Annotated in this window: 24 protein-coding genes and 1 tRNA gene; 10 read left to right on the top strand and 15 right to left on the bottom strand. The window is 68.8% G+C overall.

The window, feature by feature from the left end; genetic code table 11:
* Positions 1 to 6 precede the first annotated feature (6 nt).
* The 6 genes from ACXDF8_RS23675 (at position 7) to ACXDF8_RS23650 (ending at position 5912) form a co-directional block, all read left to right on the top strand.
* Positions 7 to 639, top strand: coding sequence for a hypothetical protein (locus tag ACXDF8_RS23675; RefSeq protein ID WP_457225712.1), 633 nt, complete (start codon positions 7 to 9; stop codon positions 637 to 639).
* A gap of 76 nt (positions 640 to 715) precedes the next feature.
* On the top strand, positions 716 to 1237 hold the full coding sequence (locus ACXDF8_RS23670) for a hypothetical protein (RefSeq protein WP_457225711.1): 522 nt from the start codon (positions 716 to 718) through the stop codon (positions 1235 to 1237).
* Positions 1238 to 1325: 88 nt separating this feature from the next.
* A complete protein-coding gene (locus ACXDF8_RS23665) occupies positions 1326 to 2318 on the top strand; it encodes a phospholipase D-like domain-containing protein (protein WP_457225710.1) in 993 nt (330 codons plus the stop codon).
* On the top strand, positions 2311 to 2877 hold the full coding sequence (locus tag ACXDF8_RS23660) for a chromate transporter (RefSeq protein WP_457225709.1): 567 nt from the start codon (positions 2311 to 2313) through the stop codon (positions 2875 to 2877). The genes ACXDF8_RS23665 and ACXDF8_RS23660 overlap by 8 nt, the downstream gene beginning before the upstream one ends.
* Positions 2874 to 3419, top strand: a complete 546-nt coding sequence (locus ACXDF8_RS23655) for a chromate transporter (RefSeq protein ID WP_457225708.1) — start codon at positions 2874 to 2876, stop codon at positions 3417 to 3419. The genes ACXDF8_RS23660 and ACXDF8_RS23655 overlap by 4 nt, the downstream gene beginning before the upstream one ends.
* Before the next feature lie 120 nt (positions 3420 to 3539).
* Positions 3540 to 5912, top strand: coding sequence for a lysylphosphatidylglycerol synthase transmembrane domain-containing protein (locus ACXDF8_RS23650; RefSeq protein WP_457225707.1), 2373 nt, complete (start codon positions 3540 to 3542; stop codon positions 5910 to 5912).
* A gap of 46 nt (positions 5913 to 5958) precedes the next feature.
* On the opposite strand, the gene ACXDF8_RS23645 is transcribed toward ACXDF8_RS23650, so the two are convergent.
* The 3 genes from ACXDF8_RS23645 to ACXDF8_RS23635 all read right to left on the bottom strand — a co-directional run bounded on the left by ACXDF8_RS23645 (position 5959) and on the right by ACXDF8_RS23635 (position 6983).
* The gene (locus ACXDF8_RS23645; protein WP_457225706.1) at positions 5959 to 6141 is read right to left on the bottom strand and encodes a hypothetical protein; all 183 of its coding nucleotides are present in this window, start codon (positions 6139 to 6141) and stop codon (positions 5959 to 5961) included.
* A gap of 323 nt (positions 6142 to 6464) precedes the next feature.
* Positions 6465 to 6608: a hypothetical protein gene (locus ACXDF8_RS23640; RefSeq protein WP_457225705.1), complete on the bottom strand. Its 144-nt coding sequence runs from the start codon at positions 6606 to 6608 to the stop codon at positions 6465 to 6467.
* 292 nt (positions 6609 to 6900) lie between these two features.
* Positions 6901 to 6983, bottom strand: a tRNA-Leu gene (locus tag ACXDF8_RS23635).
* A 142-nt stretch (positions 6984 to 7125) separates the two neighbouring features.
* Here ACXDF8_RS23635 and ACXDF8_RS23630 point away from each other — a divergent pair.
* A complete protein-coding gene (locus ACXDF8_RS23630) occupies positions 7126 to 7527 on the top strand; it encodes a hypothetical protein (protein WP_457225704.1) in 402 nt (133 codons plus the stop codon).
* Complete coding sequence (locus ACXDF8_RS23625; RefSeq protein WP_457225703.1) at positions 7524 to 7883, top strand: DUF3817 domain-containing protein; 360 nt, start codon at positions 7524 to 7526, stop codon at positions 7881 to 7883. The genes ACXDF8_RS23630 and ACXDF8_RS23625 overlap by 4 nt, the downstream gene beginning before the upstream one ends.
* Here the strand turns inward: ACXDF8_RS23625 and ACXDF8_RS23620 are convergent.
* From ACXDF8_RS23620 to clpS, 12 genes are all read right to left on the bottom strand, one after another.
* Complete coding sequence (locus ACXDF8_RS23620; RefSeq protein ID WP_457225702.1) at positions 7861 to 9333, bottom strand: MFS transporter; 1473 nt, start codon at positions 9331 to 9333, stop codon at positions 7861 to 7863. The two genes, ACXDF8_RS23625 and ACXDF8_RS23620, sit on opposite strands and share 23 nt — an antisense overlap.
* A 45-nt stretch (positions 9334 to 9378) precedes the next feature.
* A complete protein-coding gene (gene rdgB, locus ACXDF8_RS23615; protein ID WP_457225701.1) occupies positions 9379 to 9999 on the bottom strand; it encodes an RdgB/HAM1 family non-canonical purine NTP pyrophosphatase in 621 nt (206 codons plus the stop codon).
* Between the two features lie 31 nt (positions 10000 to 10030).
* Positions 10031 to 10810, bottom strand: coding sequence for a ribonuclease PH (gene rph, locus ACXDF8_RS23610; protein ID WP_457225700.1), 780 nt, complete (start codon positions 10808 to 10810; stop codon positions 10031 to 10033).
* 73 nt (positions 10811 to 10883) lie between these two features.
* Positions 10884 to 11657, bottom strand: coding sequence for a cyclic nucleotide-degrading phosphodiesterase (locus tag ACXDF8_RS23605; protein WP_457225699.1), 774 nt, complete (start codon positions 11655 to 11657; stop codon positions 10884 to 10886).
* 57 nt (positions 11658 to 11714) lie between these two features.
* Entirely contained in the window at positions 11715 to 12545 is an 831-nt protein-coding gene (gene murI, locus ACXDF8_RS23600; RefSeq protein WP_457225698.1) for a glutamate racemase, read from the bottom strand.
* Entirely contained in the window at positions 12542 to 13342 is an 801-nt protein-coding gene (locus ACXDF8_RS23595) for a rhomboid family intramembrane serine protease (protein WP_457225697.1), read from the bottom strand. The genes murI and ACXDF8_RS23595 overlap by 4 nt, the downstream gene beginning before the upstream one ends.
* Entirely contained in the window at positions 13233 to 14204 is a 972-nt protein-coding gene (locus ACXDF8_RS23590) for a PLP-dependent cysteine synthase family protein (protein ID WP_457225696.1), read from the bottom strand. The genes ACXDF8_RS23595 and ACXDF8_RS23590 overlap by 110 nt, the downstream gene beginning before the upstream one ends.
* A gap of 16 nt (positions 14205 to 14220) precedes the next feature.
* Complete coding sequence (locus ACXDF8_RS23585; RefSeq protein WP_457225695.1) at positions 14221 to 14493, bottom strand: MoaD/ThiS family protein; 273 nt, start codon at positions 14491 to 14493, stop codon at positions 14221 to 14223.
* Positions 14490 to 14930, bottom strand: coding sequence for a M67 family metallopeptidase (locus ACXDF8_RS23580; RefSeq protein WP_457225694.1), 441 nt, complete (start codon positions 14928 to 14930; stop codon positions 14490 to 14492). Before ACXDF8_RS23580 ends, ACXDF8_RS23585 begins: the two co-directional genes overlap by 4 nt.
* Positions 14931 to 14950: 20 nt before the next feature.
* Complete coding sequence (locus ACXDF8_RS23575) at positions 14951 to 15994, bottom strand: P1 family peptidase (RefSeq protein WP_457225693.1); 1044 nt, start codon at positions 15992 to 15994, stop codon at positions 14951 to 14953.
* A complete protein-coding gene (gene aosR, locus ACXDF8_RS23570) occupies positions 15991 to 16578 on the bottom strand; it encodes an oxidative stress transcriptional regulator AosR (RefSeq protein ID WP_457225692.1) in 588 nt (195 codons plus the stop codon). Before aosR ends, ACXDF8_RS23575 begins: the two co-directional genes overlap by 4 nt.
* 32 nt (positions 16579 to 16610) lie before the next feature.
* On the bottom strand, positions 16611 to 16916 hold the full coding sequence (gene clpS / locus ACXDF8_RS23565) for an ATP-dependent Clp protease adapter ClpS (protein ID WP_457225691.1): 306 nt from the start codon (positions 16914 to 16916) through the stop codon (positions 16611 to 16613).
* 77 nt (positions 16917 to 16993) lie between these two features.
* On the opposite strand from clpS, the gene ACXDF8_RS23560 reads away from it, so the two are divergent.
* Both ACXDF8_RS23560 and ACXDF8_RS23555 read left to right on the top strand, forming a co-directional pair.
* Entirely contained in the window at positions 16994 to 18322 is a 1329-nt protein-coding gene (locus ACXDF8_RS23560) for a nicotinate phosphoribosyltransferase (protein WP_457225690.1), read from the top strand.
* A gap of 20 nt (positions 18323 to 18342) precedes the next feature.
* Complete coding sequence (locus ACXDF8_RS23555; RefSeq protein ID WP_457225748.1) at positions 18343 to 20334, top strand: ATP-dependent DNA helicase; 1992 nt, start codon at positions 18343 to 18345, stop codon at positions 20332 to 20334.
* Positions 20335 to 20394: the final 60 nt, after the last annotated feature.

The raw sequence follows: 20394 nt of genomic DNA, 5'->3' as shown, positions 1-20394 counted from the left end.
GCCCTGATGCACCTTCTGAACAGAACACTCATCACGGGTGCGGCGGCGGCCGTGCTGACGGTCGGGGCGGCGGTCGCAGCGACAGCGACCGCCGTCGCCGACCCGCCGCCGGTCGACCCGGCCCTACCCGTCGACCCCGCGCCGCCGCCACCTGCGCAGGGACTGCTGCCCCCGCAGGCGGCAATCTCGGACTCGCTCAACGGGTTCGCGAACTACATCGCGGGCGATGCCGGCCAGCAACTGCTGCTCGGCCAGACGCCGACCCCGGCCGTGGCCGGCACGGCCCCAGCCTCGCCGCCAAGCGTCGACATCCTTGACGGCGCTCAGATGTTGATGCCGCAGAACTACCGCGTGCCCACACCGGACCAGACGTCGCCGTATCAGCTTGCCCCTGGTGTTCCCGGACCGTTCGCCCGAGTCGATGCCTACAAGGGCGTCCACGCGATGCTTCACGGCGCCCTGGGCCGCATGCCTGCCGACCAACTCGGCCAGCCGCTGCCCGGGACCGCACCCCCACCCGGCACCAACATCCCGGCCGGACCCGAGCAGTTCCTGCCCGATTCACCGCCGCCACCGGATCCGGCGCTGCCCGCCGCGTCGGCCGATCCTGCGCTTCTGCCGCCGCCTCCGCCGGCCTGATCGAAAATCCGCCGGCCCGGCGCTCGTCGCGTACTACCGTGTCGACGAGGAGCGGATCCGGCGGGAGGCAGTCGCGATGACACAACGTAGGCCGATGGTGCCGCTGGCCGCGACACTGGTAGCCGGCGTCATGCTTGCGTGGCCGTCGCCGGCGGTCGCCGACCCGTCCCCGGCGGATCCGGTGATCGTCGATCCGGCGACCGCGCCGCCAGCCGGATCAGCGCCGCCCGTGGCGGGTGTCGGCACCGCGCTGGCACAGAGCGGCGCGCAGCCGGCCGGCCCGCTCGGGCTGCCCGACCTTGCCGGTTACGCACCGGGGCTGATCCTGGGCCAGAACGCTGTTCCATCGGCGCCGGGTGATCCCACTGCCGTCACGGGCCCGGCCCTCAATGCCTTCGACAGCCAATATCTGCTGGCGCAGAACGTCGCTCCAGCCGCACCCGGGCAGGGTGTGCAAGCGGGCGGGCTGGGTCCCTCGCCCGAGGACCCCGGCACCGGACGGCTGGCGTTCCTACGCCGCCTGCACGAGATGTACGCCGCCGGCGCCCTCAGCGGTGCACTGTTGGGCCAGGCCGAGCCTGACCAACCGGCGCCCTGACACCGGCGGCAACGCTCGGCGACGACGCGCCCAACATTCACTTAACGGCAAACTGTTACCGAGGTTGCGGTGCTAGCATCCGGGTCTTATGCCTGCTAATCCCCCGCGCCTGATCGTCGAGCCCGACGACGGTTTGGACCCGGTCCGCGAGTTCATGTCGAGCGCGCAAACCTCGCTGCTGATAAAGCAATTCACCTTCACTGAGCCGAGCCTGCTCGAGGCCGCGATCGACCGCAAAAAGGCCGGGGTCGACGTGCGGGTCATGCTGAACCCACAGCGGTCCGGGGGCGACCGGGCTAATGACGAGACTTATGAGCAATTGAAGGCCGCCGGCATCGACGTCCAGTGGTCGAGCCCGAAATTCTATGTCACGCATGAAAAGTCGATCGTGGTCGACGAGAAGGCGGCGATGGTCGCCACGTACAACCTGATGGCAAAGTACTTCACCCTGACCCGCGACTACGGAATCGTCACCCAGGATCCGCTGCACGTGGCGCAGATCGTCGAGGTGTTCAACGCCGACTGGCAACATCGCGACTTCACTCCCCCGACCTATGAGGGTCTGCTCTGGAGCAACTCGAACTCGCGCTACCACATGGCGCGCTTCATCGACACCGCGCAGCGGCGCCTCTACATCCAGCACCCGAAATATGTGGACGCCGTCATCCTCGACCACATCGCGGCGGCGGCGCACCGCGGAGTCAAGGTCAAGGTGCTCTGCGGCGGCAAACACGGCATCAGCGAGTGGGACATCCTCGACACCTTCGCATCGCTGCGCACGCTGGGCAGGTTCGGAGTCAAGGTCCGCAAGCAGAAGAACCTGCGGGTGCACGCCAAGCTGTTGATCGTGGACGACGTCAGCGCCCTGGTCGGCTCGATGAACATCGACCGCAGCGCCTTCGACCTGCGCCGGGAACTGGGCATCACGATCGACGATCCCGAAGTCGTCAGCCGGCTGCGGGAGGTCTTCACCAGCGACTGGGACATCTCGCACCATTACGAGCCGCCGGATCCGCTGGAGCAGAACCGGCCCCCCGAAGAAGACGACTTCCCGCACGACAACGACCTGGTCCATGAGTGAGCCCGCACCCACCGTGGCGAAGGTCTCGCTGCTGGAGATCGCACTGACCTTCAACCACATCGCGCTGGCGTCGTTCGGCGGTGGCCTCTCGGCGTGGTCGCGGGAGGTGGTCGTCGCCCAGAAGAAGTGGATGGGTGAACAGGAGTTCCTCAGCGCCATGACCATGTGCCGGATCGTGCCCGGCGCCAACCAGGTGAACCTGGCGGTCTTCGTCGGTGCCAAGCTCAAAGGTATCCCCGGAGCGATCTCGGCCCTGGTCGGGCTGTGCCTGGTCCCCGTCTCGATCGTGCTGGCGCTGGCTTTCGTCTACTTCACCTTCAAGGAGATACCGGCGGTCAAGGGGGCTCTGCACGGGGCTTCGGCCGCTGCTGTGGCGCTGACCCTGACGATGGTGATCAAGACCGGCAAGAAATGCCTCACCGGCATGGTGCCCATCGTGTTCTTCGCGGCGGCGTTCGTGATCAACGGAGTGCTGCGCTGGCCACTGCTGGAGACGCTGGCGATCCTGGCGCCGTTGAGCCTGATCTGGGCGTGGCCCCGGAAGCGCGCACAGGCATGAAGACCTTCCTGGCCCTCATCGGCATGTTCGGCTCGTTGTCGCTGCTGTCGATCGGCGGCGGCAACACCGTCCTGCCCGACATGCACCTGCAGGCGGTCACCGGGCACCACTGGCTGACCAACTCACAGTTCGCCGACGTCTTCTCGATCTCGCAGGCCGCCCCGGGACCCAGCATCCTGATCGTGGCGCTGGTGGGCTACGCGGCCGGGCTCGGCGTCGCCGGTGTCCTCGGCGGGATTCTCGGGGGCGTGGTCGCGACCGTGGCGATGATCGTGCCCGCTGCAACGCTGATGTATTTGATCACCGTCTCGTGGCAGAAGGCGGAGAAGTCGAAGCTGCGCGCCGCGGTGGAGAAGGGGTTCGCCCCCCTGACCGTCGGCTTGATCCTGGCGAGTTCGCTGGTGATGAGCCGCGCCGCCGACCACGACTGGCGGGCGTATCTGATCACCGGCGTCGCGACGCTGATCTTCGTCCGCACCGACACCAACCCCCTGATCGTGGTGGGCGCGGCCGCCCTGCTGGGTTACATCGGCTTCGTCTGACCGGGTTCGGCTGACCCGCGCACACGGGCGCCAATGAGTCCCGAGGCCCGAAACTCGGGATAGGTTTGGCCGCAGCCGCAGCCGAAGCGGCACCGACAGTCGTACAGGGAATGGTCAGCAATGCGAATAGACGGGCGTGAGGTTGCCGTCTCGGGAAACGTGCTGCAACCGCTGACCCGCCGCACCAATGACATCGTGCGGCTCAGCCTGGCGACCGTCGTCCTGGTGGTGGTGGTCACCAGCTCCCTGATCACCCGCAACGACTGGGTGGGCCTGGAGAAATCGGTGTCCCGGATCGTCGGAGTGCTCACCCCGACCCAGTCCAATCTGGTCTACCTTGCCTACGGCCTGGCGATCCTGGCGTTGCCCTTCATGATCCTGATCGGTCTGATCGCCGCCCGGCAGTGGAAGTTGTTCGCCGCCTACGCCGCCGCAGCATTCCTGGCGGTGTTCTCCCTGTCCATCTCGGGCAACGGCATCGCCGCACCGCGCTGGCACTTCGACCTCTCCGAGCGGCTCTCGACGACGCTGTCGCAGTTCCTCGACGACCCCCGCTGGATCGCGATGCTGGCCGCCGTGCTGACCGTGTCGGGTCCGTGGCTGCCGTCGCGCTGGCGCCGGTGGTGGTGGACGCTGCTGCTCGCGTTCGTCCCGATCCACCTGGTGGTCAGCGCGGTGGTGCCGGCCCGCTCACTGCTCGGCCTGGCGGTGGGCTGGTTCGTCGGTGCGCTGACGGTGTGGGTGGTGGGCACACCGGCACTGGAGGTGCCCCTCGACGGCGCGGTACGGGCGTTGTCGCGACGCGCCTTCCTGGTGACCGCGATGACGGTGGTGCGCCCCGCCGGGCATGGCCCCCTTGAGCTGTCGGCCACCGATGACACCGATGCTCGCGTCGTCGTCGAAATGTACGGACCCAACCAGCGCAGCGGCGGGGCTATGCGCCAATTCTGGCGCTGGCTCATCTTGCGCGGCGCCGAGACCGCACCGCTGCAGGCCTCGATGCGGCGCGCCGTCGAGCATCGGGCGTTGATGACGATCGCCGTCGGTGATCTCGGGGTGTCCAACACCACCACGATGGCCGTCGCCGCTCTGGAGCGCGGCTGGACGCTGTACGCGCACACGCCACCGGTGGGGACGCCGGTCGGCGACAGCTCCCTCGACGGTTTGGTGGCGCCGGTGTGGGGAGCGCTGGGTGTGCTGCATCGCCATCAGATCTCGCATGGCGACCTGCGCTTGAAGGCGATGACCGTCGAGTCGGGCAAGGTGTTGTTCGGCGGCTTCGGCAACTCCGAATACGGGGCGACCGAGGAGCAACTCCAGTCCGACATCGCCCAGCTGCTGGTGACCACGACCGACCGGTTCGGCGCCGAAGCGGCCGTGAGCGCGGCCGTCGAGGCACTCGGCAAGGACACCGTGCTCAGTGCCTCCCGGCGACTCACCAGGGCGGCGCTACCCGCCCGGATCCGTAAAACGGTCGACGATCCCAAGGCTGTGATGAGCGCGGCACGCGACGAGGTGAAGCGCCAGACCGGGGCTGCGGAGATCAAGGCGGAGACCATCACCCGCTTCACCCGCAAGCAGGTGATCCAGCTGGTACTGCTGGTGGCGCTGGTGTACGTCGCCTATCCGTTCATCAGCACGGTGCCGACCTTCTTCAGCGAGCTGCGCACCGCGAACTGGTGGTGGGCGCTGCTCGGTCTAGCGGTCTCGGCGCTGACGTATGTCGGTGCGGCCGCGGCGTTGTGGGCGTGCGCGTCGGGCATGGTGAGTTTTCGCAACCTGGTCATCATGCAGTTCGCCAACACCTTCGCCGCCACCACCACCCCGGCCGGCGTCGGTGGTCTGGCACTGAGCACCCGCTTCCTGCAGAAGGGCGGGCTGGGCACCCTGCGCGCCACCGCAGCGGTGGCGCTGCAGCAGTCGGTGCAGGTGATCACCCACGTAGCACTGCTCATCTTCTTCAGCGTCGCCGCCGGCGCGTCGGCCGACCTGTCGCACTTCGTGCCCGACGCCACGCTGCTCTATCTGATCGGCGGTGTCGCCCTGGGCGCACTGGGAACCGTGCTGTTCGTCCCCCGGCTGCGCCGTTGGCTGGGCACCGCGCTGCGCCCGAAACTCAAGGAGGTCGGCGGCGAGCTGCTCGAGTTGATGCGTGAGCCCAAGCGGCTGGCCCTGATCGTCCTGGGTTGCGCCGCAACCACTCTCGGCGCTGCGCTGGCACTGTGGTCCAGTGTCGAGGCGTTCGGTGGTGGCACGACGTTCGTCACGGTGACCGTGGTGACGATGGTCGGCGGCACCCTGGCGTCGGCCGCGCCGACCCCCGGCGGTGTGGGTGCGGTGGAGGCGGCGCTCATCGGTGGGCTCGCCGCCTTCGGAGTGCCCGCTGCCGTCGGGGTGCCCTCGGTGCTGCTCTATCGGGTACTGACGTGCTGGCTGCCGGTGTTTGCCGGCTGGCCGATCATGCGGTGGCTCACCGCCAGGGAGATGATCTGAGCCTGCGAGTCAGCAGGATTCGGGCCGGCCACTCCGGCCGTCCCCGTCAGCGCCCTGACATCTTCTGATCGTCGACGGTTTCTCCGGTGTCGGCAGTGCCGTCGGGCTCTCCGAGATGGGCGAACACGGAGTGCAGCCCGACCACAACAGCGCCCGAGAGAAGCGACAGGATCAGCCAGCTATCCGCCGGAATCGACTTCGCGATCCACACCAGGGTGTCGATGCTCACCAGCACACCTCGCCTCTCCCCTGCGTCGACGGACCAACGCCGCTTCAGTTAATATTGATACCTTAGCTGGAGAGTCAAGATCAATCCCGTGGCCGCCGCCCCGGCACGTGGATTTCATGAGTGGCGTGGATGCCCGAACGCTTGCCTACCCGAGTCCGCCAGCCAGAGAGCCCGATTCGTTGCTGCGCGACACCTCCTGGATCTGACGCCCAAGAATTGATCAACATGGCAAGCAGACGTAAACAGCCAACCTTTTCATGCTGAGCACTATCGCAGCGAATACACGTCGGCCGCTCTCACGAGCACAGCGGCGGCAGCGTAAATCAACCGCGCATGGCGTCGGCGGCCGCGCCGATAAACACGGCGTACGCGGCCGAGGTGGCGATCCGATCCACGTCGACGTCGTCGCCGCCGAGCGCGCGCACCTGGTCGCCGATGGCGTAGCGGATGAGGTCGATCGAGGTCATAACCGGGTCAATCATGGGGACTCCCGTTTTTGTCAGGGGCTGAACCTTCAGCCGTCCAGCACAGCCACACCGCGGCCACCACGAAGAACACGACGTAGACGACCCTGCCCCACTCGATCACATCGGTCTCCGCTCGCCGTTGCCGCACTACATCCGACAGTAGTAACACAAAGTTAGTGACGCTAGCGATTTAGCTAGATCGACTAGGTGAGTTGCGACGACAACGAGGCGCAGTGTGACACGAGCCACATCGAGGGAGTCGGGCGACCGCAGAACGCACCCTTCACATGAGTGCGGGCGGAGGGATTCGAACCCTCACGCTCTCTCGAGCACCGGCACCTAAAGCCGGCATGTCTGCCGTTCCATCACGCCCGCGACGGGAGAAGTCTAGCGCCGCGCCGCGCCGCGCCGGCTTGGGCACGGGCTGGCCGGCTCGAGTTTCATCGTCCCAAGTCGGACGGCGCGGGCGGCCCCGCCGAAGGTGAGATCACGCGTCAGCTCGCGGTACCGTCGTGGGGTGTCTACCACCCGCCGGCGCCGATTCGGGCTGATCATCCTCGTGATGATCGCCGCGAGCGGCTGCCTGGCCCTGGGTTGGTGGCAGTGGAGCAGATTCGAGTCGACGTCGGGCAGCTTCCAGAACCTGGGCTATGCCCTGCAGTGGCCGATGTTCGCCGGCTTCTGTGTGTACGCCTACCGCAAGTTCGTCCGCTACGAGGATGCCCCACCCGAGCCCCCGTCGGCCACCGACTCGATCACCGAGATCCCCGCGGGGCTGCTGCCCGAACGGCCAACGGCGCCAGCGCCATCCGCCGATGCCAATGTCGACCCCGTAATGCGTGAATACAACGCTTATCTCGCCGAGCTGGCCGAGGCCGACAAGGCCGAGTCCGAGAACCAGAACAGGACCACCGCATGAGTGCACCCGAGACCCCCGAAGCGCACGCCCAGCCGACCGTGCCCATCGAGAAGCTGCGCAATGCGCTGTTGGGCTACCGAATTCTGGCGTGGACGACCGGCGTCTGGCTGATCGCGCTGTGCTACGAGATCGTGTTGCGCTACGTCGTGAAAGTGGACAACCCGCCGACGTGGATCGGCGTGGTGCACGGCTGGGTGTATTTCATCTATCTGTTGTTCACCGCCAACCTGGCGGTGAAGGTCCGCTGGCCGATCGCCAAGACCATCGGCGTGCTGTTGGCCGGCACCGTCCCGCTGCTGGGCATCATCGTCGAGCAGGTGCAGACCCGCGAGCTCAAGACCCGCTTCGGCCTCTGATAAGGGCGTCGCCTTCGTCGGCATCCTCGGATCTGACGTCCGCGGCGGCGGCCTCGGGCCGGGCGGGGGTCGGGATGGTGAGGGCGATGGCGACGGCGAGCCCGGCCACGGCTGCGGCCACCAGGACCGCCGTCCGGAATGCGGCCAGCGACGGCACTGCATGATCGGCGTACGACGTCGTGATCGTGGCCAATACCGCACCGATCACCGCGCTTGACACGGCGGTGCCCAGCGAGCGCGCCAGCGCGTTGACGCCGTTGGCCGCGGCCGTTTCCGATATCGGCACCGCCGCGTTGATCAGCGCAGGCATGGATGCGTAGGCGAACCCGACGCCCAGGCTGATGAGGGCGTTGAACACCATGACATGCGCCGGACTGGTCAGCAGGAAGAAGCCCGCCGCATAGGCACCGGCGATCAGCAGGCCGCCAACGATCAAGGTGAACCTCGGTCCGCGGTGGTCGGCGATCCGGGCGGCGATGGGCGCGGCGATCATCATCGCCAGGCCGCCGGGAGCCATCCACAGACCCGCGAGCAGCATCGACTGCCCGAGGCCGAACCCGGTCGCGGCGGGCATCTCGAGGATCTGCGGACCGATCAGCGACATGGCGAACATCGCGAAACCGATTGCCACCGAAGCGATATTGGTGCTTAGCACCGGGCGGTTCAGTGTCGTGCGCAGGTCGACCACCGGCGAGGCGGTGTGAAATTGCCAGCGAGCGAACACCGCGAACACCACCAGCGACGTGCCGATCAGTGTCCCGGTGGTCGCACTGGTCCACCCCCAGGCCGAGCCCTTGGAGATCGCCAGCAACAACGTCACCAGGCCGATCGCCAGCAACAGCGTCCCCAGCGGGTCGAGCCGGCCCACCGAGCTGGCCGGGATCCGGGGCACCACAACAACGACCAGCAGCAGCGTGCACACGCCGAGACCGGTGGCGAACCAGAACAGCGCGTGCCAGTCGGCATGCCCGGCGATCAGGGCTGCCAACGGCAGACCCAGCGCGCCGCCCACCCCCAGCGAGGCACTGATCAATCCCATCGCCGAGCCGACCCGCTCGGCCGGCACCGCCGCGCGCAGGACGCTGATGGCCAGCGGGATGATCGGAATGCCGAGCCCCTGCAGACCGCGCCCGACGATGAACGGCATTAGCGAACTCGTCGTCGCCGCGACCAGCGACCCGAGCGTCAGCGCCACCGCGCAGATCATCAGGATCGGCTTAGGGCCGTACAGGTCGCCGAGCCGGCCGAACACCGGTGTCGTCACAGCGGCGGTCAACAACGTCACCGTGATCGCCCATGACGCATTGGCGGGGTTGGTGTTCAGCAGCGCTGGCAGCTCGGGAACCAGCGGGATGATCAACGTCTGCATCAGCGACACACTGATTCCGGCGGCCGCCAGAACGGCGATCAGGATGCCGGGGTGCGCCGCCCGGACGCTACGCCGCCCCACCCCAGCATCATCACCCAGCAGCTGCCCCGGATGCGTGGCGGTGTCTCAGCCGGCGAGAGTGCGTAGCGCCGGCAGCAGCAGCGTGAGCGCCCGGCCGCGATGCGATGCGGCGTCCTTCTCTGCCGGGCTCAACTCGGCGGCACTGCGGGTTTCACCGTCCGGGATAAACACCGGGTCGTAGCCGAATCCGCCGTCTCCCCGCGGCTCCCGCGCCAACATCCCGGGCCACTGTCCCCGCACCACCGTGCTGTCGGTGTCGGCCGGTCCGTGGACCAGAGCGCAGGCCGACACGAAGGCCGCCGAGCGCCGATCGTCGGGCACGTCACGCAGCTGCGCCAGCAGCAGTTCGTAGTTGGCGACATCGGCATCCGGCGTGCCCTGTCGTCCAGCCCATCGCGCCGAAAGAACCCCCGGCATGCCGTTGAGCGCTGTGATTTCCAGTCCCGAATCGTCGGCGACAGTGGGCAGGCCGGTGGCCGCGTACCCGTCGCGCGCCTTGGCCAGCGCGTTCTCCTCGAAGGTGGCGCCGGTCTCCGGGGCTTCGGGAAACGGGGGCACATCGTCGAGCGATACCAGCGTCAGCCCGGCAACGCCGGCGGCGTCGAGGACTCGGCGCAGTTCGGCCAGCTTCTTGGCGTTGCGGCTGGCGACCAGGACGGTCGTCACGCGCCGGCGCCGGGCCGCACCAGCGCCGACGTCACGAGCCGAACGCCTTCTTCGACGGCGGTCCGTCCGGCAACACGCCGGGATACGGCAGCGCCAGCGCCTCACGCTGCACCGTGAACAGCGTCTCGCATGCGCCTAGTGCGGCGTCGAGCATCTTGTCCAGTGTCGAGCGCGGGAACGTCGCGCCCTCACCGGTGCCCTGGACCTCGACGAGCGTGCCGGTGTCGGTGGCGACCACGTTCATGTCGACCTCGGCGCGGGAGTCCTCTTCGTAGGGCAGGTCGACGCGCACCCGGCCGTCGACCACGCCAACGCTGACCGCGGCGATGGCGCACGACAGCGGGCGCGGGTCGGACAGCCGGCCCGCGGCCGCCAGATAGGTCACTGCGTCGGACAGCGCGACGTAAGCGCCGGTGATCGCCGCGGTGCGCGTGCCGCCGTCGGCCTGCAGCACATCGCAGTCGATCGCGATCGTGTTCTCGCCCAGCGCAGCCAGATCGATGCAGGCGCGCAGGGACCGCCCGACCAGTCGGCTGATCTCCTGGGTACGACCACCGAGGCGGCCCTTGACCGACTCGCGGTCGGAGCGGGTGTGGGTCGCGGCGGGCAGCATCGCGTACTCGGCGGTCAGCCAGCCCTGCCCGGAACCCTTGCGCCAGCGGGGCACGCCCTCGGTGACGCTGGCGGTGCACATCACCCGGGTCTGGCCGAAGGTGATGAGGACTGAACCGGCCGGGTGGGCGGTGAAGCCGCGGGTGATCTCTACCGGCCGTAGCTCGTCATCGAGCCTGCCGTCTTGTCGTCGGGACACCGGGCAACCCTAACGCGTGGCGGGGACGAACCGAGGGTGCGGCTAGTGCACGCTCGCGGCCGGCCGGGGACGCTCAGGGCCGGCGGACGTCGATGGTCTCGCCGCACACCACCGCGTGCACCGGTCCGTCGAACTCCGCCTTGGCCTCGCTGATGACATCCTCGCGCGACGTCCACGGCGGGATGTGGGTCAACAACAGCTCACCGACGCCGGCGCGTTTCGCTATCTGCCCGGCCTCGGTACCCGACAAGTGCAGATGTGGCGGGCGGTCCGGGCCGTGGGTCCAGGACGCCTCGCACAGGAACGTGTCCGCGCCCCTGGCCAACTCGACCAGGGATTCACAGACGCCGGTATCACCGCTGTAGACCAGGGTCGCGCCGGATGGGTCGGTGAAGCGCATGCCGAACGACTCCGTCGGATGGCTCACCAGGCGCGGCAGGACGGTGAGCGCACCGAACTGCACGGGCTGACCATCCGACCAGTGCCGGATCTCGAAGATGTCGGAGAAGTCGTCGAGCTCACCACCCAGCGGCGAGGACGCCGCCGCCAGCCGTGTCCACGTGTCGCTGGGGCCGTACATGATGCCGCGACCCCTGGCCGGCGAGGGGTGGTAACGCCGCCACACGAACAGGCCGGGAAGATCCAGGCAGTGATCGGCGTGCAGATGCGAGAGCAGGACGTGGACTTCGTTGGGGTCGGCGTAGCGCTGGAGCGCGCCGAGAACTCCGCCGCCGAAATCGAGCACCAGCGGCGGGGTGTCCGGGGCCGTCAGCAGGTAGCCAGACGCCGGCGAATCAGGCCCGACAACACTGCCGGAGCAACCGAGAACGGTGATTCGCACAACCACCAGCTTGCCATGCCCAGTTGCCTGAAGAGGAAAACATCACGGGTTTCGATTCGAGAATCACTTCGGCGTGCCGACGTGACGCCGGACGGGACGCACGCCGGTGAGTGCCGGCCCGAGGAAGCGGGCCGCCAGAGCCAGGAACGCCTCCGGGTCGCCGGTCGCCTCGAAGATGCGGCGGCCGCCGGCACCCGCTTTGTCCGAGTGCGGACGCAGCAGGTCCTGCTCGGTGAGCACCTTCACCACGTCCTTGGCGGTTTCCTCGGCGGAGGACACCAGCGTCACCGACTCCCCCATGGCCAGCTGAATCAGGCCGGATAGCAACGGATAGTGCGTGCAGCCCAGCACCAACGTGTCGACCTCGGCCCGCTGCAACGGTTCCAGGTAGCCCTCGGCCAGGTTGAGCACCTGGCGTCCGCTCGTGACACCGCGCTCGACGAAGTCGACGAACCGGGGGCATGCCACCGCGGTGACCTCGATGTCGCGGGCGGCGGCGAAGGCGTCCTGGTAGGCCGACGAGGCGATGGTCGCCTGGGTTCCGATGACACCGATGCGCCCGGTCCGGGTGGTGGCCACCGCGCGCCGCACGGCCGGCAGGATGACCTCGACGACGGGCACGTCGTAGCGTTCCCGGGCATCGCGCAGGCACGCCGACGACGCGGTGTTGCATGCGATCACGAGCACCTTGACCCCGCGCTCGACCAGGTCGTCACCGATGGCCAGCGCATGCGCCCGGATCTCGGGAATGCTCAACGGCCCGTACGGCCCGTTGGCGGTGTCACCGACGTAGACGATCGCCTCGTCGGGCAGCTGGTCGATGATCGAGCGGGCGACCGTGAGCCCACCCACCCCGGAGTCGAAGATCCCGATCGGGGCGAAGCGGTCGCTCATGACCGCAGACCGGGCAGCGGGCCCGCCTTCTTGCGTTCGCGCGCGCTACGTTCCGGTCCGGACAGCCAATAGGCGGCCAGCACCCCAGCGATCGCACCGCACAGATGCCCCTGCCAGGACACCCCGCCGCAGCGGTTCAGTTCCGGAACGGCCCCCCAGAGCACGCCGCCGTACACGAACAGCACGACGATGCCGGTGACGATCCACCAGACGTGGCGGGTGAACCACCCGAACACCAGCAGAAACGCCAACCAGCCGAAGATCAGCCCGGACGCGCCGATGTGGTTGGTCTCCAGCCCACAGCCGAGGTCACCGATCAGCCAGGTCCCGAACCCGCCGACGATCCAGATGATCGCGGTGGCCCAGACGAACCGCGACATCCCCGCCAGGGTGACCAGGAACCCGAGCACCAGTGCCGGAACGGTGTTGGCGGCCAGGTGCTGCCAGTTGGCGTGCAGCACAGGAGCGAAGACGATGCCCCACAGGCCGTCGGCTTCCAGCGGCCGGATCCCGTTGCGGTCCAGCGAATGTCCGGACAGTTGGTCGACGAGCTCGATGAGGTAGAGCAGCACCACGAACGACACGATCGCGGTGCCGCCGACCTTCCAGGCCGGCGGTTTGCGCGGCGGTGGCGGCGGGCTCACCGAATAGCCCAACGGCTGATTCATCGTCGTCCCGCCTCCGCAGTCACGCCCAGAGCTGGCCTTCCAGCGCTTCCTCGGCTTCGTCAAGGCTACCGGCGTAGGCACCGGTCGACAGATACTTCCATCCGGCGTCGCAGACGGTGAAGGCGACATCGGCGCGCTGACCGGCTTTGAGCGCCTTGGTCGCCACCCCGAGCGCGGCATGCAGGATGGCACCGGTGGAGATGCCGGCGAAGATGCCCTCCACGCGGACCAGTTCGCGGGTACGGCGCAGCGCGTCGGCCGAGCCCACAGAGAAGCGGGTGGTTAGTACGTCGGGGTCGTAGAGCTCGGGGATGAATCCCTCATCGATGTTGCGCAGCGCATAGACGCCTTCGCCGTAACGCGGTTCGGCTGCGACGATCTGGATGTCGTCGACGTGCTCGCGCAGGTAGCGCCCGGCACCCATCAGCGTGCCGGTCGTCCCGAGCCCGGCGACGAAGTGGGTGATCTCGGGCAGGTCCTTCAGCAGCTCGGGTCCGGTGCCGTCGTAGTGGGCGTCGGCGTTGGCCGGATTGCCGTACTGGTAGAGCATGAGCCAGTCGGGGTGCTCACCGGCCAGCCGTTTGGCGGTCGCCACCGCGGTGTTGGATCCGCCTTCGGCGGGCGAGGAGATGATCTCCGCGCCGTACAGCTCGAGGATCTGCCGTCGCTCGATCGAGGTGTTCTCCGGCATCACGCAGATCACCCGGTAGCCCTTGAGGCGGGCGGCCATCGCCAGTGAGATGCCGGTGTTGCCGCTGGTGGGTTCCAGAATCGTCGCCCCCGGTCTCAACGATCCGTCCCGCTCGGCCTGTTCGATCATCCGCAACGCGGGGCGATCCTTGATCGACCCGGTGGGGTTGCGGTCCTCAAGCTTGGCCCACAGCCGCACATGTGGCCGGTCGTGGCCGTCGTCCCAGAGCGGCGACAGCCGTGGCAACCCCACCAGTGGGGTGTCACCGACCGCGCGGATCAGTGACTCGTAGCGCGTCACTGCGTTCCCGCCCCGTTCATCCGCCGGCCACCGCGGGCAGGATCGTCACGGAGTCACCGTCGGCGACGCCGGTATCCAGCCCGCCGGAGAACCGGACGTCCTCGTCGTTGACATAGATGTTGACGAACCGGTTCAGCTTGCCGCCCTCCATCAGCCGCTCCGAGATCCCGGAATAGTTGGCCTCGAGGTCGGTGATCACCGCCGCGAGCGTTTCGCCGCTGGCGCTGACCCGCTTCTCACCGCCGGTGTGGGCACGCAGGATCGTCGGGATGGACACGGTGACACTCATGGGGAGCCTTCCTGATGGTGCTCGGCATAGTGCTTGACGATGGTGATCGGTTCTTCCTCGACCGCCCCGTCGCAGATGCGATAGCTGCGTACCTCGTCCCGGTCCGGGTCGCGGGTGGACACCAGCACGTAATGCGCCTCGGGCTCGGACGCATACGCGATGTCGGTGCGGCTCGGGTAGGCCTCGGTGGCCGTGTGCGAGTGGTAGAGGACGATCGGGGCCTCGTCGAGGTCGTCCATGGCCCGCCACACCTTGAGCTGCTCGCCGGAATCGAAGCGGTAGAACGTCGGCGAACGTTCGGCGTTGAGCATCGCGACGTGCCGCTCGGGGCGGTCGGAGCCGTCCGGGCCGGCGAGCACTCCACAGGCTTCATCCGGGTGATCGGCGCGGGCGTGAGCGACCATGGCCTCGACGAGGTCGGCACGGATCACCAACACGGTGCGAATCCTCCCAGCGGTCAGCGCGTGTCGAACGCACCAGGCAACACGTCGCGGTAGGCGGGTATTCCTGCGGCGCCCTGCGCCGCCATCACTGCGACGATCACCGCGCGTGCAAGACAGTCTGCCGCCGCCGCGCCGAGCCGGGCCAGCGGCTTGGTCTCGGGCACCATCGCCAGCGGGGTGTCCGGCGCCGGTTCGAGCGGGACCACGCCGGTCGCCAAGGCGAAGACGGTGTCCCCGTCGAGCGGGGTGTGGGCCGGCCGGATGGTGTGGGCCAACCCGTCCTGAGCGGCGACGGCGAAGCGCCGGCACGCCGCCGGGCTCAGCGCGGCATCGGTGGCGACGACCGCGATGGTGGTGTTGAGCGGACCGGATTCCGCGTCCAGGGCGGCAAGTGCGGCGATCTGCTCGGCGGGCGGCGTGCGCAGGCCGAACTCGGCGACCAGGTGGGACATCCAGGGCAGGCCGGTGGCTGGGTCGACGACGTTGCCGGCGCTGTTGACCACCACGATCGCACCGACCGTCACCCCGGACTCGAGCATGGTCGACGCGGTGCCGACACCACCCTTGAGCACCGCGGCCCGCGCCCCGACCCCCGCACCGACGGTGCCTACTTCGACGTCGACGCTGGCGGCCTGCACGGCCGCGTAGCCGAATTCGGCCGTCGGCCGGCACCCCCAGCCCCCCACGGGAAGATCAAAAATCACGGCGGCAGGAACTATCGGGACCACGCCGCCGTCCATGGCGACCCCACGGTCGTGCTCCTCGAGCCACGTCATGACACCGTCGGCCGCGGCCAGCCCGTAGGCGCTGCCGCCAGTCAACACGACGGCGTCGACGTGTCGCACGCTGTTCGACGGGTCGAGCAGGTCCGTCTCGCGGCTGCCCGGAGCACCGCCACGCACGTCGACGGCGCCGACGGTTCCCGGCGGCGCCAAGACCACGGTGGTGCCGCAGGCCCAACCCGACCCCAGCGTGGCATCGTCGTCCAGCCGCTGATGGTGACCGACCAAAATGCCGGCCACGTCGGTGATCGAACCGGGGCTCGCGGGGCTGCTCATCGGATCGGCTTGCCCATCAACCCCAGCACCAGATACTCCTGGAGCACGGTCAGCCACTGATAGACGTCGAGGTGTCCGGCCAGCGGATGGTCGGCCGGCAGCCGGTCAGGTCCCTCCGGGCCGATCTCCAGCATGGCGCCCAGGGCCAGCCGAACGTCGTTGACCGCCGAGATCCAGGCGTTCGCGTCGGCCTCGGTGATCTCGAACCGGCCCCCACCGTCGGGGAGGGTGTCCAGAAGACGATGGGCAGCAGCCTTTTTGGCCTCGATGATGTCCGGCTCGTGCAGGCTGCGCAGCGCTCCGTTGAGGCTTTCGGCGGCCGCCGAACCGGCCGGATGATCGCGCTGTGGCTTGAAGAAGTCCGGCAGCAGCCGTCTCAGCGTGGAGTCTTCGGGCGGCTGGGAGTTGCCGGTGCGGATTCCGGTGATCTGCTCCAACGGATCCGGTGGCGTGGCGGCCTCCCGCTCGTCGAGCATCCCCTGCACCGAGAGCACCATGTTCCTCAGCAGCGCCACCTCGTGGGGCGCCAGCGCCGACCGGAAACGGGGACCCTCAGCGGTGTCGATCCGCTTCCATTTGCGCACGTTCTTCCTTCACTGCCGAAGACTGCCGATGCTCAGCGATCCTGCTGCATGGTGGCCCACAACCCGGCGGCATGCAGCTTCGACACGTCGACTTCCATGGATTCCCGGCTGCCCGACGATACGACGGCCTTGCCTTCGTGGTGAACCTGCAGCATCAACTTGGTGGCCTGCGGCTCGCTGTAGCCGAACAACTTCTGAAAGACGTAGGTCACGTAGTTCATCAGATTGACCGGGTCGTCCCAGACGATGGTGACCCACGGGCTGTCCAGGGCAGCGACGGAATCAGTATGTTGCTCTCCGCTGGTGCCCGGCCGGGTCGGAGCCGCTTGCGAGCTCATGCGAATAAGGATAGCGAGCCACCCTCGCACCGCCGAGCGCCGTATCCCCGGCGGCAGTCAGCCGTTACCGTTGCGCTGTGACCGCCGCCCTGCTGACGGACAAATACGAGCTGACCATGCTGGCCGCCGCGCTGCGCGACGGCACGGCCGGTCGCAGGACCACCTTCGAGGTGTTCGCCCGCCGGCTGCCCGACGGCCGGCGCTACGGCGTGGTCGCCGGGACCGGACGGTTCCTTGAAGCATTGGGCGAGTTCGTTTTCGACGCCGAGGCACTGGATTCGCTGGCCTCGTTCCTGGATGCGGCGACATTGGACTTCCTGCGCGGATTCCGCTTCGGCGGCGACGTCGACGGCTACCCGGAAGGCGAGCTGTATTTCCCCGGCTCCCCGGTTCTGTCGGTCACCGGCACGTTCGCCGAATGCGTGCTCCTGGAAACGCTGGCGCTGTCGATCTTCAACCACGACACCGCGATCGCCTCGGCGGCCGCGCGCATGGTCAGCGCCGCCGCCGGCCGGCCGCTGATCGAGATGGGCTCACGGCGTACCCACGAACGCGCCGCTGTCGCGGCGGCACGCGCGGCGTACCTCGCCGGGTTCGCCGGCACGTCGAACCTCGAGGCGAACCGCCGCTACGGCATCCCCGCGCTGGGCACCAGCGCGCATGCGTTCACGATGCTGCACACGACCGCCGCCGGACCCGGTGATGAGCCTCTCGGGCGAAGAACAGACAAGTGGGAGCAGGCGGCGTTCCGCGCGCAGATCGACGCCCTCGGCGTCGAAACCACGCTGCTGGTCGACACCTACGACGTGACCGCGGGGGTGGCCAACGCGATCGCGGTGGCGGGCACCGGCCTGGGTGCGGTGCGCATCGACTCCGGTGACCTCGGCGTGCTGGCCCGGCGGGTGCGCGCCCAGCTCGACGACCTGGGTGCCACCGAAACGCAGATCGTGGTCTCCGGCGATCTCGACGAATATTCCATCGCCGCGTTGCGCGCCGATCCGGTCGACAGCTACGGCGTCGGCACCTCGGTGGTCACCGGCTCGGGCGCGCCCACTGCCAGCATGGTCTACAAGCTGGTCGAGGTCGACGGTCTGCCGGTGGAAAAACGCAGCAGCCGTAAGGAATCCCACGGCGGGCGCAAAGCGGCACTGCGGTTGTCCCGGCCGACCGGGACGGTCGTCGAGGAGGTGATCCACCCGGTGGACGCACCACCACGGGTGACCGAGCCGGCGCGGACGCTGACGGTCCCGCTGGTGCGGGGTGGTCAGGTCCTCGACGCGCCGGATCTGGCGGCCGCGCGGGCGCGGGTGGCCGACGGGTTACGCAGCCTGCCCTGGGAGGGCCTGGCCCTGTCGGCCGGCGAGCCGGCGATCCCGACCCGGCAAGTGCCGGTGCGCCCGCGGTGAGCAGCGACGAACTCCCGCCGGTGACCGAGTTGCTGGCGACGGCAGTCGCCGCCCTGGGCGGCACCGAACGACCCGGCCAGGTGCAGATGGCCGAGGCGGTGGCACATGCGTTCGCCACCGGCGAGCACCTGGCGGTGCAGGCCGGCACCGGAACGGGCAAGTCGCTGGCCTACCTGGTGCCTGCGATCGCCCGGGCGGTCGCCGAGGACTCCCCCGTGGTGGTGTCGACGGCGACCATCGCCCTGCAACGTCAGCTCGTCGACCGCGACCTGCCCCGGCTCATCGATGCCCTCGCCACGTCCCTGCCCAAACGGCCACGCCATGCGCTACTCAAAGGTCGCCGAAACTATTTGTGCCTGAACAAGATTCACAACGGTTCCAGCGACGAGGGCGCTGATGCCCCGCAGGAGGAGCTCTTCGCCCCGGTGGCCGCCACCGCGTTGGGGCGCGATGTGGCCCGACTGACCGAATGGGCGTCGTCCACCGAGACCGGGGACCGCGACGAGCTGAGCCCAGGCGTGCCGGAGCGGTCATGGGCGCAGGTCAGCGTCTCGGCGCGGGAGTGCCTGGGGATGGCGCGCTGCCCCTACGGCACCGACTGCTTCTCCGAGCGCGCGCGGGGTGAGGCCGGTCGCGCCCAGATCGTCGTCACCAACCACGCGCTGCTGGCGATCGACGCGATCGCCGATGCCTCGGTGCTGCCCGAGCACAACTACCTGATCGTCGACGAGGCCCACGAACTGGTCGACCGGGTCACCTCGGTGGCCACCGGCGAGCTGACACCTGCCCCGCTCGGTGTCGCGCTGCGGCGCATCGCGCGACTGGTCCGCCCCGAGCTCGGCCAGCGGATGGAAGCCGCCGTGGCGACTTTCTCCTCGGCGATCCACGATGCCCAGCCCGGCCGGATGGACCACCTCGACGAGGAGCTGGCCACCTATCTCACCGCGCTGCGGGACGCGGCCAGCGCGGCGCGCGGCGACATCGACCCGGCGCCACGCGATCCCAAGGCGGCCGCGGCCCGCAGCGAGGCCATCGCGTCACTCACCGAGATCGCCGACACCGCAGCCCGGGTGCTCGATTCGTTCGTCCCAGCCATCCCCGACCGCACCGACGTGGTGTGGCTGGACCACGAGGAAGTGCGCGGCACCGGTAGCAATACCACGCGGGGTGGCTCCCCGACCCGGCCGGTGCTGCGGGTGGCGCCGCTGTCGGTGGCGGGTCTGATGCGCACCCGGCTGTTCGCCGACGCGACGGCGGTGCTGACCTCGGCGACACTGACCGTCGGCGGCTCGTTCGACGCGATGGCCGGCGACTGGGGCCTGCAAGATGGACCGCCCTGGCGGGGCCTGGACGTCGGCTCGCCGTTCGAGCACGCCAAGTCCGGGATCCTCTACATCGCCGCGCACCTGCCACCACCCGGTCGAGACGGCGCCGGCTCGCCCGAATTCCTCGACGAGGTCACCGCGCTGATGACCGCGGCCGGTGGCCGCACCCTGGGCCTGTTCTCCTCGATGCGCGCCGCGAAGGCCGCTGCCGAGGCGCTGCGCACACGGATCGACACCCCGATTCTCTGCCAGGGCGACGACGGCACCGCCGCACTGGTGGACCGGTTCGCCGCCGACCCGCAGACGTCGTTGTTCGGCACGCTGTCACTGTGGCAGGGCGTCGACGTGCCCGGCCCGTCGCTATCCCTGGTGCTGATCGACCGCATTCCGTTCCCCCGCCCCGACGATCCGCTTTTGACCGCGCGACAACGAGCCATCGCGGCGCGCGGCGGCAACGGGTTCATGGCGGTGGCCGCGGCCCACGCCGCCCTGCTGCTGGCACAGGGGGCAGGCCGGCTGCTGCGCCGCTCGGAGGACCGCGGAGTGGTCGCCGTGCTCGACTCCCGGATGGCGACGGCACGGTACGGGGGCTACCTGCGCGCGTCTCTGCCGCCGTTCTGGACCACCACCGACCCCGAGCGTGTCCGGCAGGCGCTACACCGGTTGTGCGCCGAACCCACGCAGTGACCGGTCGCCGGCCGATCACCACTCAGGGCACCGGCGCGGCACTATGGTGAGAGCCAACTT

Source organism: Mycolicibacterium sp. CBM1, assembly GCF_054073305.1.
The sequence above is the reverse complement of the archived record's forward strand: the minus strand, read 5'-3'. Positions and strand labels throughout refer to the sequence as shown.

Bases quoted from the DNA above. Each gene is read 5' to 3' on its own strand.
- ACXDF8_RS23675 (WP_457225712.1), top strand. From the start codon at position 7: ATGCACCTTCTGAACAGAACACTCATCACGGGTGCGGCGGCGGCCGTG.
- ACXDF8_RS23670 (WP_457225711.1), top strand. From the start codon at position 716: ATGACACAACGTAGGCCGATGGTGCCGCTGGCCGCGACACTGGTAGCC.
- ACXDF8_RS23665 (WP_457225710.1), top strand. From the start codon at position 1,326: ATGCCTGCTAATCCCCCGCGCCTGATCGTCGAGCCCGACGACGGTTTG.
- ACXDF8_RS23660 (WP_457225709.1), top strand. From the start codon at position 2,311: ATGAGTGAGCCCGCACCCACCGTGGCGAAGGTCTCGCTGCTGGAGATC.
- ACXDF8_RS23655 (WP_457225708.1), top strand. From the start codon at position 2,874: ATGAAGACCTTCCTGGCCCTCATCGGCATGTTCGGCTCGTTGTCGCTG.
- ACXDF8_RS23650 (WP_457225707.1), top strand. From the start codon at position 3,540: ATGCGAATAGACGGGCGTGAGGTTGCCGTCTCGGGAAACGTGCTGCAA.
- ACXDF8_RS23640 (WP_457225705.1), bottom strand. From the start codon at position 6,608: ATGACCTCGATCGACCTCATCCGCTACGCCATCGGCGACCAGGTGCGC.
- ACXDF8_RS23625 (WP_457225703.1), top strand. From the start codon at position 7,524: ATGAGTGCACCCGAGACCCCCGAAGCGCACGCCCAGCCGACCGTGCCC.
- murI (WP_457225698.1), bottom strand. From the start codon at position 12,545: ATGAGCGACCGCTTCGCCCCGATCGGGATCTTCGACTCCGGGGTGGGT.
- ACXDF8_RS23595 (WP_457225697.1), bottom strand. From the start codon at position 13,342: ATGTCGCCTTCACCGTCTGCGACGCCGGATGGAAGTATCTGTCGACCG.
- ACXDF8_RS23585 (WP_457225695.1), bottom strand. From the start codon at position 14,493: ATGAGTGTCACCGTGTCCATCCCGACGATCCTGCGTGCCCACACCGGC.
- ACXDF8_RS23575 (WP_457225693.1), bottom strand. From the start codon at position 15,994: ATGAGCAGCCCCGCGAGCCCCGGTTCGATCACCGACGTGGCCGGCATT.
- clpS (WP_457225691.1), bottom strand. From the start codon at position 16,916: ATGAGCTCGCAAGCGGCTCCGACCCGGCCGGGCACCAGCGGAGAGCAA.